The sequence below is a fragment of the Pannonibacter sp. CBAS1226 genome (assembly GCF_055685825.1).
This window is the reverse complement of sequence record NZ_JBVOUO010000001.1, coordinates 692156-708421: the sequence shown is the minus strand read 5'-3', so window position 1 is coordinate 708421 and position 16266 is coordinate 692156. Positions and strand designations below refer to the sequence as shown.

At 64.1% G+C, this 16266-nt stretch carries 13 protein-coding genes; 7 read left to right on the top strand and 6 right to left on the bottom strand.

The features are described from left to right. Positions 1-39 precede the first annotated feature (39 nt). Entirely contained in the window at positions 40-363 is a 324-nt protein-coding gene (gene hspQ / locus AC0CMF_RS03170; RefSeq protein ID WP_050471480.1) for a heat shock protein HspQ, read from the top strand. 108 nt (positions 364-471) lie between these two features. On the opposite strand, the gene AC0CMF_RS03165 is transcribed toward hspQ, so the two are convergent. After that, entirely contained in the window at positions 472-1095 is a 624-nt protein-coding gene (locus tag AC0CMF_RS03165; RefSeq protein ID WP_050471479.1) for an invasion associated locus B family protein, read from the bottom strand. A 311-nt stretch (positions 1096-1406) separates the two neighbouring features. Here AC0CMF_RS03165 and AC0CMF_RS03160 point away from each other — a divergent pair, with 311 nt between their 5' ends. From AC0CMF_RS03160 to AC0CMF_RS03145, 4 genes are all read left to right on the top strand, one after another. Next, positions 1407-3284: an extracellular solute-binding protein gene (locus AC0CMF_RS03160; RefSeq protein ID WP_472480960.1), complete on the top strand. Its 1878-nt coding sequence runs from the start codon at positions 1407-1409 to the stop codon at positions 3282-3284. Between the two features lie 22 nt (positions 3285-3306). Further along, a complete protein-coding gene (locus AC0CMF_RS03155; RefSeq protein WP_374628188.1) occupies positions 3307-4938 on the top strand; it encodes an AMP-binding protein in 1632 nt (543 codons plus the stop codon). A 3-nt stretch (positions 4939-4941) separates the two neighbouring features. Continuing rightward, positions 4942-6114, top strand: a complete 1173-nt coding sequence (locus tag AC0CMF_RS03150) for a PleD family two-component system response regulator (RefSeq protein WP_374628187.1) — start codon at positions 4942-4944, stop codon at positions 6112-6114. Between the two features lie 93 nt (positions 6115-6207). Further along, positions 6208-6882, top strand: coding sequence for a DsbA family oxidoreductase (locus tag AC0CMF_RS03145; protein WP_050471475.1), 675 nt, complete (start codon positions 6208-6210; stop codon positions 6880-6882). 33 nt (positions 6883-6915) lie between these two features. Here the strand turns inward: AC0CMF_RS03145 and AC0CMF_RS03140 are convergent, their stop codons facing one another. From AC0CMF_RS03140 to AC0CMF_RS03125, 4 genes are all read right to left on the bottom strand, one after another. After that, positions 6916-8445: a Ppx/GppA phosphatase family protein gene (locus AC0CMF_RS03140; protein WP_050471474.1), complete on the bottom strand. Its 1530-nt coding sequence runs from the start codon at positions 8443-8445 to the stop codon at positions 6916-6918. Beyond that, positions 8438-10570: an RNA degradosome polyphosphate kinase gene (locus AC0CMF_RS03135; protein WP_050471849.1), complete on the bottom strand. Its 2133-nt coding sequence runs from the start codon at positions 10568-10570 to the stop codon at positions 8438-8440. Before AC0CMF_RS03135 ends, AC0CMF_RS03140 begins: the two co-directional genes overlap by 8 nt. 133 nt (positions 10571-10703) lie before the next feature. After that, entirely contained in the window at positions 10704-11384 is a 681-nt protein-coding gene (locus AC0CMF_RS03130; protein WP_050471473.1) for a P-loop NTPase family protein, read from the bottom strand. A gap of 20 nt (positions 11385-11404) precedes the next feature. After that, complete coding sequence (locus AC0CMF_RS03125) at positions 11405-12496, bottom strand: AI-2E family transporter (RefSeq protein ID WP_374628186.1); 1092 nt, start codon at positions 12494-12496, stop codon at positions 11405-11407. Positions 12497-12727: 231 nt separating this feature from the next. Here AC0CMF_RS03125 and purM point away from each other — a divergent pair, with 231 nt between their 5' ends. Further along, positions 12728-13816, top strand: coding sequence for a phosphoribosylformylglycinamidine cyclo-ligase (gene purM, locus AC0CMF_RS03120; protein ID WP_374628184.1), 1089 nt, complete (start codon positions 12728-12730; stop codon positions 13814-13816). Further along, positions 13813-14475, top strand: a complete 663-nt coding sequence (gene purN / locus AC0CMF_RS03115; RefSeq protein WP_374628183.1) for a phosphoribosylglycinamide formyltransferase — start codon at positions 13813-13815, stop codon at positions 14473-14475. Before purM ends, purN begins: the two co-directional genes overlap by 4 nt. Positions 14476-14478: 3 nt before the next feature. On the opposite strand, the gene AC0CMF_RS03110 is transcribed toward purN, so the two are convergent. Beyond that, positions 14479-15903 carry an amidase gene (locus tag AC0CMF_RS03110; protein WP_374628182.1) on the bottom strand — a complete coding sequence of 475 codons (1425 nt, stop codon included), beginning with the start codon at positions 15901-15903 and terminating at the stop codon, positions 14479-14481. Positions 15904-16266: the final 363 nt, after the last annotated feature.

Genomic DNA, 16266 nt, shown 5'->3' with positions numbered 1-16266 from the left:
CATGGGGCGTCTCCGCCGGTTCAAGCCACGGTGACAGTCATGCGTACGGCAAAATTCAAGATCGGACAGGTCGTCCGCCACAAGGTCTATCCCTTCCGGGGAGTGATCTTCGATGTGGATCCGACCTTTTCCAACACCGAGGAATGGTGGAACGCCATCCCCGAGGATGTCCGCCCGAGCCGCGATCAGCCCTTCTATCATCTCCTCGCGGAAAACGAGGAAACCGAATATGTCGCCTATGTGTCCGAGCAGAACCTCGTGCCGGACAACACGGGCGAACCGGTGCGCCATCCGCAGATCGAGGAAATCTTCGAAGAGCAGGATGACGGCTCCTATCTGCCGCGCTCGACCGGCCTGCACTAGGCAGGCTGGCGTGCCCGGCTCGCTTGCGGGCATCTGCAAGGCCCAAATGAAAACGCCGCCCGGTTTCCCGCGCGGCGTTTCGTGTTCATGTAAGGAAAGACCGGCCGATCAGTTGCCCGACTGGGTCTGTTCCTTCTGCTTGTCGATCAGCTTCTGACGGGCTTCGTCAGCGCGGCGCTGCAGCTCGCTCTGAAGCTGTTCCTGCTTCTTCTGGATCTCGCCCACATCCATGGCGGCGCCGTCATAGACCTTGGTGAAGCCTGCGAGCGTCAGTTCCAGCGGAACCGGCTTTGCCTGCTGGTTCAAGGCGGTGATGACGAGCTTGGAGCCCTTCTTCAGCTGGGCGACGAAGGCATCATCAATGACGAGCTCCGAATAGCACGCATTCGGGAAGCAGATGCCGTACTTGGCTTCCGTCTGCTTGCCGGCATCGACCTGCACGCGCATGCCCGGCTGGATCAGCATACCGGTCGGCACGGCGATGAGCAGCGTCTTGCGCGCTTCGCCGGCGATCTCGCGAATCGCAACCGACGACAGGAACTGGCCCGTGGCAGTCCGCAGCTCCTGCGTCACAAGGCAGATTTCCTTGTTCACGTTCGGATCGGTATTGCACACCTTGACCCAGGGGGAATCAGCCTCGGCCTGCTGCGCCGAAACGGCGGCCGTGCCACCAAGCATGGCAAGCGCAGCGACCGCACAGCCCGCCATCCCCCTCATCAGAAAACTCTTCATTCGAAACATCCTCGATTGTGCGTTCGCTCGTCCAGGCCTTGCGTTCCCCACGGCCCCGCGCGTCCAGCGGAACTGCCGCCGCCACGCTGGCCGACATCACCAGCCCCGATGCCGGAAGATTGCGGCAACAGGGTGACCCTTCACCTGCGCGGGCCCATGTTTAACCGCATCGTGAGCGGATTTCCAGCATCTCCGGGCGCGGAATGCGCGGGTAGCCACTGGTGTGTTACCATTCCAGCGACAGAATCAAGATGGACATGCATCACACAATGGCTTTTTCCCTGAAAACTGTTTCTGGAAAGACCGGACGCATGACGGCTTTCCGCCGGTTTGCGCTGGCTTTTCCGGTCTTTGTGCTGGCAGCGGGCGGTTTAACCTTCACGCAGGATTGCCGCGCTCAGACCCCGGAAACAGCTGCCGCGGGTGAGGAAAACCCGGCTCCCTGGGTCCATGGAATCGCAATGCATGGTGATCCGGCCCTGCCTGCGGACTACTCACATTTTCCTTATGCGAATCCCAATGCGCCCAAGGGCGGCACTTTGACGCTGGGGGTGCAGGGCACGTTCGACAGCCTCAATTCCTTCGTGGTGCAGGGCGGCTTCACCAGCGCGCGCGGCATGAAGGAGCGGCAATTCGGCGAAAACATCATCGAAAGCCTGATGGTGCGCTCCAACGCCGAGGCTTTCTCGCTCTACGGCCACCTCGCCGAGGCCGTGCGCATGGCCGAAGACCGGTCCTGGATCGAATTCCGCCTGAACCCGAAGGCCAGGTTCTCGGACGGCAGCCCCTTCACGGTCGAAGATGTGATCTTCTCGCTCGATATCATGCGCGAGAAGGGCCGCCCGCCCTTCCGCAACTGGTATGCCGAGATCGAGAAGAGTGAAGTCACCGGTGAAAGAACCGTCCGCTTCACCTTCAAGAACAACGAGAATCGCGAGCTGCCGCTGCTCATCGCGCTGGCGCCGATGTTCTCCAAGGCCGCTACGAACCCTGACACATTCGACAAGTCCAGCCTGAAGCCGCCGCTTGGCACCGGCCCCTATGTCTTCGCCGAGATCGTCCCCGGCCGCCGCGCCGTGTACCGGCGCAATCCGGATTACTGGGGCAAGGATCTGCCCTCCAAGCGCGGCATGGACAATTTCGACGAGATCCGCATCGAATATTACCGCGACGAGACCACCTTGCAGGAAGCCTTCCGCAAGGGGCTGATCGATGTGCTGCCCTTCAACAATCCCTCCCGCTGGGCCAATGGCTTCGACTTCCCGGCGGCGAAGGAAGGCAAGGTGGTGCGCAAGGAGATCGTCAAGGGCATCCCGCCGGTGATCCAGGGCCTTGCCTTCAACACGCGCCGCCCGGTCTTCGCCGACAAGCGCCTGCGCAAGGCGCTGTCGATGCTGTTCGATTTCGAATGGATCAACCGCAATCTCTATGCGGGCCTCTATGACCGCACCGCCGGCTACTGGGACAAGTCGGAGCTGTCGTCCATCGGCCATCCGGCCAGCGAGCGGGAGAAGGAGCTTCTGGCCCCCTTCCCCGGCGTCGTGGATCCGGATGTGATGGATGGCACCTGGCGCCCTGCCGAAACCGACGGCTCCGGACGTGACCGGGCCGTGCTGCGCGATGCCATGGCCGTGCTCAAGGAGGCCGGTTACACCCTCGACGGCCGTATCCTGAAGGGGCCTGACGGCCAGCCGGTCAGTTTCGAGATCATGACCAAGAACGAGGACGAGGAGAAGATCGCCCTCGCCTATGCGCGCAATCTGGATGTCATCGGCATCAAGGCAAACGTGCGCACGGTGGACCCGTCCCAGTTCGAGGACCGCCGCATCAAGTTCGACTTCGACATGGTGTTCCACATGTGGAGCTCGTCTCTCTCCCCCGGCGGCGAGCAGATGGGGCGCTGGTCGATCGCCGCAGCCGATACACCCGGCTCGTTCAACATCACCGGCGCAAAGGAGCCGGCGATTGACGCTATGATCGCCGCGATGGTCGCATCACACAGCAAGGAAGACTTCATATCGGCCGTCCGGGCGCTCGACCGTGTTCTGATTTCAGGCCGTTACGCCGTGCCCTTGTTCCATCCGCCTGCGGAATGGCTTGGACATTGGACCAGAATCACGTCACCTCAGATAGACCCGATTTACGGTTTCGAAACCACGACGTGGTGGAAAACCGAAGGCGCCAACTGAGACCCGGCAAGGGACCAGGATCATGATTACAACGCCTGCAGACTCCATCGAACGCAACCGCCTCAGCGCTTTCTGGGGCCGCGTGACGCTCGACGAGATCTTCCGCAAGACGGCCGCCGCCAATCCGGACCGGCTCGCCCTTGTGGACGCGCCCGACCGTTCCTCCTGGACCGGCGGTGAAGCCCGCCAGCTGACCTATGCCGAAGCCGAGCGCGAGATCCAGAAGCTCGCCGCCTTCTATGCCGCCGTTGGCCTGTCCACCGACCATGTGATCGGCATTCAGGCGCCGAACACCGTGGATACGGTGATTGCCTTTCTGGCCGCGCTGAGGGCCGGGCTGATCGTCTCGCCCCTGCCCCTGCATTGGCGGCAGAAGGACGTGCTGGAAGCGCTCAACAGTCTCGGCGCCAAGGGCCTTGTGGCAGCGGACAGATTGGAGACAAGGCAGGTGGCCCATGCCGCCCGCGATGTGGCAGCCGAGCTGTTCAGCCTGCGCTTCGTCTTTGGCCTGGGCAAGGACATTCCCGACGGGCTGATCGAACTGGGGCCCGTGCTTGCCGAGATGGGCGACGACATGCCCGCCCCGCAGCTGTCGCGGCCCAATTCGGCGGAACATACGGCAACGGTCACCTGGTCGCGCAATGGCGCAGAGCCGATGCCCGTGACCCGCAGCCACAATCAGTGGATTGCCGCCGGCTTCATGCCCTATCTCGAAACACGCCTGCCGGATGGGGCCAGCATTGTTGTTCCCTATGCCTTCAGCGGCATGACGGGTGTCGGTGCCGGGCTTGTCCCGTGGCTCCTGTCCGGCGGCACCATGCACCTGCATCATCCCACCTCGCTGCAGCGCCTTGCGGCCCATGCCGAGGCCGTGGAGGCCGATTATGTGCTGACGCCCGGCCCGCTGGCCGAGGCGCTGGATGTGCGGCTGGGCCGCAAGTCCACCAGCATCGTTGCCTGCTGGAGCATTTCCTCACCGCAGGCCACCACCTTCGTGCCGCGCCACCAGCTGGTGGACCTGCATGTGGCGGATGAATATGCGCTGGTTGCAAGGCTGCGCGGCAAGTCGGCCCGCATCCACCCCATTCCGCTTGGCAGCTTTGGTGCCCCGGCCGGAACCGATATTTCCGCCGGCGTCCTGGAGATCAAGACGGAAGGCGGCGAGAATGGCAACCCGCACAAGCTGCTGGCCCGCGGCCCGATGGTTGCCGATGCCGGCTGGAAAGCCGGCCGCAAGGCTGGGCCGGGTCCACTGACTGACGCGGCCGGTTTTCTCCGGACAGGCGTTTCCGTGATCCCCGTTGAAGGCGGACTTGCCGGGTTCGGCATTCCGGGCGAGCTGGCCCCTGGCGCCGGTGCGCTGGAAGGGATCGATCAGATCTACGCCGCCTATGACGAGGTGACGGAGGCTGCCGCTTTTTTGGTGGATGATCCGATCCTGGGCGCAAAGCTCTACGCGGCCCTTGTCATGCGCCCCGGCTGCTCGCCCGATGCCCGTGCCTTCTTTGCCTGGCTCGATACCGAACGGGTGGATCTGGCCAAGGTGCCCACACGTGTCCTGATGCTGCAGGCGCTCCCCAGGCAGGAGGATGGCACCGTCGACCGGCACCGGCTGGCGGCACGGCTTCAGCGCCAGGACCGGCAGGTGGCATGATCAATGGCGGCCTTTGACGGTGATGGCGACAGTGCCCTCGTCTGGCAGGGGCCCGTCTGGCGCATTGGTCCGGAGCCGGTGTTTGGCGCTGGCGCTCCCGGCTGGCCGCGTGAACTCGACCTGCTGACGGCGAGCGATGACGATCTGGCAGAACTGCCGGCGGCTGTTGTGGTGCGGCTGGACCAGACGCTTGCGCCGCTCGCCCGGCTTGCGAGGGCCGAGAGCAAGCTGCCGGTGGAGGTTCCTGCCCTGCTCCTGTGCGGCGCCGGAAGTGCTGTCGGCCTGCCGCTGCGCCGCTCCCACGGCCTTGTTGACGCGGATATCCCCGAAGCAAGCCTGTTCCGCATGATCTGTGCGCGCCAGCGTGCCATCCTGCGCAGTGACGAGGCGCGCATCCGCCGGCTCGTTTTTGGCCGCGTGCCGAGCTATGGCTCTGCGCCGCATCAGCAGGGCGGCTCCAGCCTTCTGGTCGCGGGCCTTGGCCGCCGTTTCATCGAGCTCTTCGACGCCCGCGCAAGAAACGTGGATCTGATCGGTGCCTTGTCCGCCGACATGGCGGAAAACTACCTCTCCCAGCGCGCGTTCGACGCGGTGATCATCGAGGCCGGAATCGACGACAGCCTCGATCTGGTCGAGCGCATCCGCCGCGATGCCCGCTTCTCCCAGATCCCCGTGCTGGCCTTTGCCGAAGACCGGCAGGAAGTGGCGGCCCTGTTCGAGATGGGCGCCAATGATGTGCTGCATGGTGACCTGACGCGGGCCATGCTGTCAGCCAGGATTGCCAGCGCCATCCGCATGGGCAAGCGCCGCCGACTCGCCGACCGCCTGCTCGCGGAAAGCCGTGTCTGGCTGCTGCGGCAGGCGGGCGAGGAAGGCCTGCCCATGCCCCTCTATCAGGCTTATCTGCATCGCAGCGCCGATCAGGCGGCCTTGCGCGGGCTGATGCTGGATGAGGTACGGCTGTCCCCGGAAGCAGACGCGGCCAATATCCCCGTCACCCAGCTCGCAGGCGATCTGTCCGGTACGATCCTCTCCATTGCCGATGCCACCAGCCGGGAGGAGGACCTCATCTGCTATGTGGCGGGCCGGGGACCTGTGGCGGTGCTGAAACATGATCAGGCCGGACCGAACCTGAAGCGGCGCATCAACGCCATTCTCGGCTCAACCCTTTTGTAAGCAGTGCAGCGGATATCCGTTCTGGTTGCCCTTGCGTGGCTCAACAAGTCTGTCTAGCCTGACCCTACATGAGCCCGCAGCCAGGAGGCAGCCATGGCGGAACAACCGCCCCTTACCGTCGATGTCATCTCAGATGTCATGTGCCCCTGGTGCTACATTGGCAAGCGCAGGCTCGAAAAAGCCATCCGGCAGGTGCCGGACCTCAACATCGAAGTGCGCTGGCATCCCTTCCAGCTCGATCCGTCGCTTCCGCGTGAAGGCAAGGACCGGGAAACCTATCTGAACGAGAAATTCGGAGGCCCGGCCAAGGCAGCCGCCATCTACCAGAAGGTGAGCGCCGCAGGGGCGGAAGAAGGCATTGCCTTCGCCTTCGACAGGATCCGCGTGTCCCCCAACACGCTCGACAGCCACCGCTTGATCCTCTGGTCCCGGGCGGACGGGCTGCAGGATGACGTGGTGGAGCGGCTGTTCCGGGCCTATTTCATCGAAGGACGCGATCTGTCCAAGGCCTCGACGCTGGTCGATATCTCGGCAGAAGCGGGCATGGAATCCGATCTTGTTGCCCAGCTTCTGGAAACGGACAGCGACCTTGCCAAGCTGCGCAGCCAGATCGAGCAGGCCGGCGGCATGGGTGTCACCGGCGTGCCCTTCTTCATCATCGACGGCCGCTTTGCGATTGCCGGGGCGGAAAGCCCGGAAACCATCTCTGCGGCCCTCCTGCACGCCGATGCGACACGCACGGCCGACGAGCCCGTCACCGTCAACTGACTGCGAGCGATCTGCCGCAGTCACTTCAGTCACTCACGGCAGCGGCAGAACTTCGCCCTTGGCGCCGACCAGCTTGGCAAATTGCACCATACGCTTGCGCAGGCGCTCGCCATCCAGCATCGCCAGTTCACCGGGCAAGGTCAGCGTCAGGCTGTCCTCGTCGCGCTGGATCAGGGTCTTCAGCAGCGTGCCGGGCATGGAGGCGGAGATCAGCGATGCCACGCGCAGCGCCGCACCCAGAATGCGCGCCCGCTCCTTCAGCCGGGTCGGGGCCAGCTCGCGCAGACGCGGCGACAGGGCGTCGTCAATCAGCCCCTGATGGCGGAAGAACACCGTCATCGCCAGATAGGCGCGGCCCGCATGGTCGATACCGGCAAAGGCGGCGTTGGAAATGATGTTGAGGCTCTGCTCGCCGCGATAATCGGGGTGCGCGCGCCAGCCGATATCGGACAGAAGACAGGCTGCATGGCGCAGGCGCAGCTCTTCCTCGGTTTCATCCACCCCGATCACCGGCATGAGCTGATCGGTCCATGTGATTAGTTCCTCCGCATATTGCGGCGAACGGGCGCGCAGATGCGCCAGCTCACGGGCTGATTCCAGCAGCGGATCCTGACGGCGGATGGCAGGCGGCAGGTGCTCGTAGAGCAGCCCCTCGCGCACACCGGTGGCCGACATGACCACCCGGTCGGCCTTCATGGCCCGGAGCACCCGTTCCATGACGATGGCGCCAAAGGGCAGCAGGGCGCGGCGCTGGCGGGAGATGACGTCGATGAAGTCCAGCGTGTTCACGTCCCGGGTGGAGACCACCCGGCAGAACTCGATCGCCTCTTCCGCCGGAATGGCATAATTGTGCATCACATGCAGCGGATAGCCCGCCTGGAAGAGATGCAGCCGGGCCAGAGAGCGCCAGGTTCCGCCGACCGCATAGAACGTATGGCGCGCCGCGCGGGCAGGCCAGTTGGCTTTCGCCAGCGCATCATCCACGATCTTCTGGGCGCGCGGAATACGCCCGCCCGAGGCTTCCTGCAGGCGCAATCCGCCCAGCGGGAAGGTTTCCCCCTCGCCCGGGCCGCGGGCGCCGATGCTGACCAGCTCCAGACTGCCGCCGCCCAGATCGCCGACGACGCCATGCGGCTTCCAGAAGCCGGCCATGATGCCCAGAGCCGAGTAATAGGCCTCTTCCGCGCCGTTGAGGATGCGTACCGTCTGGCCGGTCACACGTTCCACTTCGGCAACGAAAGCCGCGCCATTGCTGGCATCACGAGCGGCTGCCGTTGCCAGGACATAGACCGCCTTTACGTCCAGATGGCTGCACAGGAACCGGAACCGGCTCAGCGCCGCCAGGGCCGAAGCGGTCGATTCTTCGGCAAGTTCCCCGGTGGTGGCAATGCCGCGGCCAAGGCCTGCCAGCACCTTTTCGTTGAACAGGATCGTCGGGGAGCGCGCTTCCCGTTCATAGACGACAAGGCGGACCGAATTCGATCCGATGTCGATCACTGCGACCGGCCCGCTGCCATTGAAACGGCCGCGGGCCGGGGGATGCTTTTCGCTTGAATCAGCCACGCTTTGGCCGCTCCATGAAGGGTTTAGGTCTGTCAGCATTGAGCGATTTGCCACGGCCCGAGAGTGAAGGGTTTGTCATGAAATACCGGTGGGCGTTGAAAGGTTCCTCGCCCGGTCCCGGAATGATGCGCTCGTGGGTGCCATCGGCCAGAATGCGCCAGCTCTGCTGATTGTCCCGCAGATTGGCGACCATGATCTGGTCCAGCACCTGTTCATGCACCGTCGGCGTCAGCATGGGCGCAAGGATTTCCACGCGCCGGTCGATGTTGCGGGGCATCATGTCGGCCGAACCGATGTAGACATGCGCCTGCGGCGAAGGCAGGCCATGGCCATTGCCGAAGCAGAAGATGCGGCTGTGCTCCAGGAACCGCCCGACGATGGACTTGGCCCGGATATTCTCCGAAAGGCCCGGAATGCCGGGCCTGAGGCAGCAGATGCCGCGCACCACCAGATCGATCTGCACGCCTGCCTGACTTGCCCGGTAGAGCGCATCGATGATGCCGGCATCCACCAGCGAGTTCATCTTCATCCAGATCTGCGCCGGCCGCCCTGCCCGCGCATGTTCGATCTCGGCTTCCGTCAGCTCCATGATGCGCTTGCGCATGGTCACGGGCGAAACGGCGAGCCGCTTCAGTTCGGCGGGTTCCGCATAGCCGGTGATGTAGTTGAAGACGCGCGCCGCATCCTGACCGATTTCCGGATCGTCGGTGAAATAGGACAGATCCGTGTAGATACGCGCCGTGATCGGGTGATAGTTGCCCGTGCCGATGTGCACATAGGTCTTCAGCTCGCCATTCTCGCGGCGGACCACCATGGAAAGCTTGGCGTGGGTCTTCAGCTCGATGAAGCCGAACACCACCTGCACGCCCGCCCGCTCCAGATCGCGGGCCCAGCGGATGTTGGCTTCCTCGTCGAACCGTGCCTTCAGCTCCACCAGCGCCGTGACCGACTTTCCGGCCTCGGCAGCTTCCGCCAGCGCCTTGACGATGGGCGAGTCCTTCGAGGTGCGGTAGAGCGTCTGCTTGATGGCCACCACATCCGGGTCCTGCGCCGCCTGGCGCAGGTACTGCACCACCACATCGAAGGATTCGTATGGGTGGTGAACGATGATGTCCTTCTGCACGATGGAGGCGAGGCAGTCGCCGCCATGTTCGCGGATGCGCTCGGGGAAGCGCGGCGTGTAGGGCGTGAACTTCAGGTCGTCCCGGTCCATGGCGACCAGCTGGGACAGGTTGTCCAGCGCCAGCAGGCCATCCACCAGGAAAATCTCGTTATCCGTCACGCCGAGCGCATTGGCGACGAAGGCCCTGAGCGAGGCCGGGGCATTGGCATCGATCTCCAGCCGGATCACCGAGCCGCGGCGGCGGCGCTTGAGGGCGGATTCGAACAGGCGGACCAGATCCTCCGCCTCTTCCTCGATTTCAAGATCGCTGTCACGGATGACACGGAAGGTGCCCTTGCCGCGAATCTCGTAGCCGGGGAACAGCCGGCCGATGAAGAGCCCGATCACCTTCTCGATGGTGATGTAACGGACCTCGCCCTCGCCCTGCCCCAGATCCGGCAGGCGGACGAAGCGGTCGATATGGGCCGGCAGGCGGATCAGCGCCGTCATGCCGCGCCCGCCCTTCACCGGCACCAGCTCGAACACCAGCGAGAAGCCGAGATTGGGAATGAAGGGGAACGGATGCGCCGGATCGATCGCCAGCGGCGTCAGAACCGGGAAAATATGGGCAAGGAAATGGCCTTCCAGCCAGTCGCGTTCCGCCTCAGTGAGGTCTGTCGCCAGCAGAATGCGGATGCCGGCGCCGACCAGCTCCGAACGGATCTGCCGCCACAGGCGCTGCTGCTCGCTCTGCAGGCGCTGGCAGGCCGCGCCGATCTTCTCCAGCTGTTCGGCCGGTGTCAGGCCATCGTCGGAGCGCAGGCTCACATCGGCGCGCAGCTGCCCCCTGAGGCCTGCGACGCGCACCATGAAAAATTCATCGAGATTGTTCGCCGAGATCGACAGGAAGCGCAGGCGCTCCAGCAGCGGGTGATCCTTGTTGATGGATTCCTCAAGCACCCGGTGATTGAACTGCAGCCAGGAGAGCTCCCGGTTCATGAACCGGGCCGGCGACTGCATCATCTGCTCCACCGCCGCAGGATCAACACCATTCGGCGCTGTCCTGGCCTGAGGTACAGGCTGGGCGCCCTCCGCTTGCGGTGCTGCCGGTGTCTCTTCCCTGTCAACCAAAATGCTGCTCCCGTTTCAAATGACGTCAGGCCTTGCCGGACTGCCGCTCCAGCACCTTGCCAGCAAGGCTGCGGGTGATGCGGCTGCCTGCGGCCAGTGCTTCTGCGTCAAGCGCGGCCACCAGACGGCCCGCGACGCCCAGCGAGCGTTCCATGCGCACGACAAGATAGTCCACCACCCCTTGGTCAATGGCAACCTGCCGGTCGGCAAAGAGCTTCACAAGGACACAGCGCAAAAGCCCGTCATCCGGCTCCAGAATTTCCACAGGTGTCGCAGCCCTGAGGCGCGAGACCAGATCCGGCAGAGTCAGCGGCCAGCTCGACGGCCACGTGCGGCTGGTGATCAGGAGGCTTGCCCCCGCCTGCCGCGCCGCATTGATGAGGTGGAACAGCGCCGTCTCGTCAAAGCCCCGATGGGCATCTTCGACGGCAACAGCCCCGGCCGCCACCAGATCCGCCACCTTTTCAGAGGTGAGGTCACGGGCCTGGATCACCACCGCCCCCGATAGCGCCCGCCAGATCTCCACCAGATGCGTCTTGCCGCTGCCCACGGGCCCCGCCAGCACGGTGACGGGGGCCGGCCAGTCAGGCCAGGACTCGATCATCTCCAGCGCGGCATGATTGGCCTCGCCTTCCAGGAAGTCATCCCGGCTCAGGGCCTGCTCATGCGGCAGGATCAGGGGCAGCTGGCGCGGTGTGTCAGCCATGGTCTCTTGGGCTTTGAACTCTACTCGTCAGAAGCTCCGGACTGTTCCGGAACGCCCGTGCCCTTGTACAGGGCACTGGCTAGGTACTGCCTTAGCGCGAAACGCGCAAGCACGCCCACCATGGCAGCCGCCGGAACAGCCACAAGCATACCAACAAATCCAAAGAGATATCCAAAGGCAAACAGGGCAAACATCAGCCAGACCGGATGCAGGCCGACGCTGCTGCCCACAAGCTTCGGCTGCAGGATGTTGCCTTCCAGAAACTGCCCCACGGCAAACACGGCTGCCACCGCTGCAATCCAGTGCCAGTCGGGCCAGAACTGCACCAGCGCGACCGACATGGAGGCGATGAACCCGAGCGCCGCGCCGACAAAGGGAATGAAACTGACAAGCCCCGCACCAATGCCGATCAGCAGGCCGAAATTCAGCCCCAGCATCACCAGCGACACGGCATAGAAGAGGCCCAGCAGCAGGCAGACGGACACCTGCCCGCGCACGAAGCCGGCGACGGCATTGTCCATCTCGCGCGCCAGTTCGCGGATGGTTTCCGCATGCTGGCGCGGCAGCCAGCTGTCGATGCGCTCGATCATGTTGTCCCAGTCGAGCAGCATGTAGAAGGCAACCACAGGCGTCACCACGAAGAGCGACAGGATCGACATCAGCGCCTGTCCGCCGCTCCAGACCGATTTCAGCACGCCGCCGATCCAACTGGCCGCCTTGCCCATGATGTCGCCAAGAGACGACTGCATGTCCTCGACCTTCAGGCCGCTGAACCTGGTGAGCCGGTCGCCCAGCTGCTCGGTCAGGAGGTCCTGCAGCGAGCGGACCAGCGAGGGAAGCCGGTCGACAAATCCCAGCATCTGGTTGCCCAGAACCGGTACGAGCAGCACCAGAACCACGATGAGAAGAATGACGAACAGCAGCAGGATCATCAGCGTGGCCGCAAGCCGGCTGAAGCCCCGGCGCTCGAACCAGTCTGCCACCGGATCCAGCAGATAGGCCAGCGCCATGCCCGCCACGAAAGGCAGCAGAACCGCGCTGAAGACCATCATGAACAGGATGAAGGCCAGGAGAGACAGAAGCCAGAACTGGACCTGCCGGCGTAACGTCATGAAGCAACTCCGTTATGCACCGCAACACAGGGCATATGAGCGCGATAGGGGCAGTTTCAGGCCGCAAGGTCAAGCCGGAAGCTGCCCGCCTGCTCCCTTGGCCGCCGCCGTCCACGGCTCATGCGGGCGCAATCGGCGGTTTTTCGTGATGTGCACCCTCTCAGCCGTTGCAAGGCGCCCGAAAATCGGGCATTGCGCTGGCAAACCGCAACCGGCACGGAGACTTGACCCATGAGCGCGCAGGACAGCCAGGGGAAGAACGGCCTCACCTATTCCCAGTCAGGCGTCGATATTGACGCAGGCAACGCTCTGGTCAAGCGCATCGCGCCGCTGGTCAAGGCCACCGCCCGCTCCGGCGCGGACAGCGCCATCGGCGGCTTCGGCGGCATCTTCGACCTGAAGGCTGCAGGCTTCTCCGATCCGCTGCTGGTTGCCGCCAATGACGGCGTCGGCACCAAGCTGAAGGTCGCCATCGACACCGGCTGCCACGACACCGTGGGCATCGATCTTGTTGCCATGTGCGTCAATGATCTGGTTGTTCAGGGCGCAGAGCCGCTGTTCTTCCTCGACTATTACGCCACCGGGGCGCTGGATGTGGACACGGCAACCGCCGTCGTTGGCGGCATCGCGGAAGGCTGCAAGATCGCCGGCTGTGCGCTGATCGGCGGCGAAACGGCGGAAATGCCGGGCATGTACGGTAAGGGCGACTATGACCTTGCAGGCTTTGCCGTCGGCGCCGTCGAGCGCGATGGCCTGCTGCCGCGCCTTGACGTTCAGGAGGGCGACGTGCTGCTTGCCCTCGCCTCCTCCGGCGTCCATTCCAACGGCTATTCGCTGGTACGCAAGATCGTCGAAATTTCGGGCCTTACCTATGAGGATGCCGCCCCCTTCGCGGAAGGCCGTAAGCTGGGCGAAGCCCTGATGACGCCGACGCGCATCTATGTGAAGCCGCTGCTGGCCGCCCTCAAGGCCACCTCCGGCATGAAGGCGCTGGCGCATATCACCGGCGGCGGCCTGCCCGAAAACCTGCCGCGCGTGCTGCCGAAAGGCACCAATGCGCGCATTGATCTGTCCGCCGTTTCCGTTCCCCCGGTCTTCGGCTGGCTTGCCAACACCGGCAACGTCGCCGAAAAGGAAATGCTGCGCACCTTCAACTGCGGCGCGGGCATGGTCGTGGCCGTTGCCGCTGACAGCGTGGAAGCCGTGAAGGCAGCCCTTGAGGCCGAAGGCGAGACCGTTGCCATCATCGGCCGCATGGAAGCCGGGGCCGAAGGCGAAAGCGAAGTCATCTTCGACAATCACCTCAGCATTTTCGCATGACCGTGAGCCGCAAGCGCACCGCCGTTCTGATTTCGGGCCGGGGCAGCAACATGCTGTCCCTGATCGAGGCTGCGAAGGACCCTGCCTATCCGGCCGAGATCGTCCTCGTTGTCTCGAACCGGCCGGATGCGGGCGGCATTGCCCGGGCGGAGAGCTTCGGCATTCCCGCCAGGGTTCTCGATCACAAGACCTATGGCCGTGACCGGGAAGCCTTCGAGCGCGAGCTGGACGCCATGCTTGTGGCAGAAGGCATCGAACTGGTGGTTCTCGCCGGCTTCATGCGGCTGATGACGCCCTGGTTCGTGGAACGCTGGAACGGGCGGATGATCAACATCCACCCTGCCCTGCTGCCCTCCTTCAAGGGCCTGCACACCCATGAGCGCGCTCTGGAAGCGGGCGTGCGGCTGCATGGCGCGACGGTACATTTCGTCTCGCCCGGCATGGATGAAGGCGCGATCATTGCACAGGGCGCCGTGCCTGTGCTGTCCGGCGACACGCCCGAGGCGCTGGGGGCAAGGGTGCTGACCGTCGAGCACCAGATCTATCCGCAGGCACTGGCGCTGGTCGCCTCCGGTCAGGTGCAGCTGGAAGACGGCAAGGCCGTCTGCCGCGCTGCGGCTGAGGATGCCGAAGGCCTCCTCACCGCGCCGCGCTGGTAATCGTCACAACTCCAGCCCGCCTGTCCCGATCCCCGCCGCTTCCTCATAGGCCAGCGCAAACTCCAGCGTCTGCCGGTCCGCCCTTGGAGGGCCGATGAGCTGGACGCCGGCCGGCAATCCGCCCGCCCCAAAACCGGCGGGAACGGCAGCCACGGGAAGGCCTGCCAGAGTCGGGCCGATGACCACTTCCATCCAGCGGTGATAGGTGTCCATCGTCCGCCCTCCGATCTCACCGGGCCAGGGCAGATTGACATCGAAGGGAAACACCTGCGCCGACGGCAGGATCAGGAAGTCGTAGGTCTCGAACATGCGCCGCATCGCGGCATGCCAGCTGGTGCGCACCACGGAAGCGGCATGAATGTCTTCCGCGCTCTTGCTCAGGGCCAGCTCGAACTCGTAATGCATCTGGGCATTCAGTTTCGCCCGAGCCTCCGGCTTGTCGTAGAACCCGCGCAGGCCGTGGGCGACGGAAAAGCTGCGCAAGGTGAGCCAGCACTCCCACAGCTTTGCAAAGTCGAACGGCGGGGTCACCTCCACCACCTCGCAGCCCATCGCAGACAGCACATCCAGCGCCTTGCGGCAGACCTCCAGAACGCCCGGTTCAAACGGCAGATAGCCGCCCAGATCCCCCAGCCAGGCCACCTTTCGGCCCGTGAGATTGGCAGCTCCGCGCAATGTCAGGTCTTCATCGGCAAGCGACAGCGGGTCAACCGGATCATATCCGGCCTGCGTCTCCAGCAGCCGTGCCATGTCGGCCACCGTGCGCCCCATGGGGCCGTTGATTCCAAGCTGGCTGAAGAACAGATCCGGGCTCTTGCCGTTCGGCACCCGGCCGAAGCTGGGGCGGAAGCCGTAGACATTGTTGAAACCGGCCGGATTGCGCAGCGAGCCCATCATGTCCGAGCCATCGGCCACCGGCAGCAGCCTTGCGGCCAGTGCCGCAGCCGCGCCGCCGCTGGAGCCCCCGGCACTGCGTACCGGATCATGCGGATTGCGGGTCGCCCCATGAACCGGATTGCGGGTGTGGGAGCCAAGGCCGAATTCCGGCGTGTTGGTCTTGCCGATGAAGATGGCCCCTGCCGCCCGCACCCGCGCCACGTGAATGGAATCAGCCGGGGACACATAGCCGGGGAACAGCGGTGAACCCCAGGAGCACGGCAGGCCCTTGACCTCCGCCAGATCCTTCACCGCCTGCGGCATCCCGTGCATCCAGCCGCGCGAATGCCCATCCGCCAGCTCCCGGTCGCACAGGCGCGCCTCTTCCAGCAATTCCCTTGCAGGGCGCAGATAAATGAGCGCGTTGATCAGCGGATTGATCCGCCCGATCCGCTCCAGATAGTCCTCCATCACGGAGACACAGGAGATCTGCCGTTGATGGATGGCAGCGGACAGCTGGACGGCGGAAAGCGTTGTAATGCCGGTCTGCATGATGGTTCGGCGGCTCCTGATCCTTTGCGCGGCTTCGCGGGCGTTGCAATCGTCCTCCATTCCGGCGGCACTTGTCGAGGCCATGATTGCGGCAGAGCTGCCCCAATGCCCGCTCCGGCGTGATTTGGAATTTTTCAGGTCCAATCACCAGAAGCTGCCAGCCATGCAATAGAAAAGAAACATCAGAAAGCGGGCACGCACCGAGTAATGCGCGGCTCGATTTTCCAGAGTTGCTTTTCACCTCCCGTTGTCTCTGCGAAGCCCGCAGATCAACGGCAGAACAATACGATATTTCAAAGGTCAATGCTTGGATTTTGCGGCGGCGCTGGCTGCCACAAGCAGCAAGCAAAACGGAAAAGGCCA

Bases quoted from the DNA above. Each gene is read 5' to 3' on its own strand.
- hspQ (WP_050471480.1), top strand. From the start codon at position 40: ATGCGTACGGCAAAATTCAAGATCGGACAGGTCGTCCGCCACAAGGTC.
- AC0CMF_RS03165 (WP_050471479.1), bottom strand. From the start codon at position 1,095: ATGAAGAGTTTTCTGATGAGGGGGATGGCGGGCTGTGCGGTCGCTGCG.
- AC0CMF_RS03160 (WP_472480960.1), top strand. From the start codon at position 1,407: ATGACGGCTTTCCGCCGGTTTGCGCTGGCTTTTCCGGTCTTTGTGCTG.
- AC0CMF_RS03155 (WP_374628188.1), top strand. From the start codon at position 3,307: ATGATTACAACGCCTGCAGACTCCATCGAACGCAACCGCCTCAGCGCT.
- AC0CMF_RS03150 (WP_374628187.1), top strand. From the start codon at position 4,942: ATGGCGGCCTTTGACGGTGATGGCGACAGTGCCCTCGTCTGGCAGGGG.
- AC0CMF_RS03145 (WP_050471475.1), top strand. From the start codon at position 6,208: ATGGCGGAACAACCGCCCCTTACCGTCGATGTCATCTCAGATGTCATG.
- AC0CMF_RS03135 (WP_050471849.1), bottom strand. From the start codon at position 10,570: ATGATGCAGTCGCCGGCCCGGTTCATGAACCGGGAGCTCTCCTGGCTG.
- AC0CMF_RS03130 (WP_050471473.1), bottom strand. From the start codon at position 11,384: ATGGCTGACACACCGCGCCAGCTGCCCCTGATCCTGCCGCATGAGCAG.
- AC0CMF_RS03125 (WP_374628186.1), bottom strand. From the start codon at position 12,496: ATGACGTTACGCCGGCAGGTCCAGTTCTGGCTTCTGTCTCTCCTGGCC.
- purM (WP_374628184.1), top strand. From the start codon at position 12,728: ATGAGCGCGCAGGACAGCCAGGGGAAGAACGGCCTCACCTATTCCCAG.
- purN (WP_374628183.1), top strand. From the start codon at position 13,813: ATGACCGTGAGCCGCAAGCGCACCGCCGTTCTGATTTCGGGCCGGGGC.
- AC0CMF_RS03110 (WP_374628182.1), bottom strand. From the start codon at position 15,903: ATGCAGACCGGCATTACAACGCTTTCCGCCGTCCAGCTGTCCGCTGCC.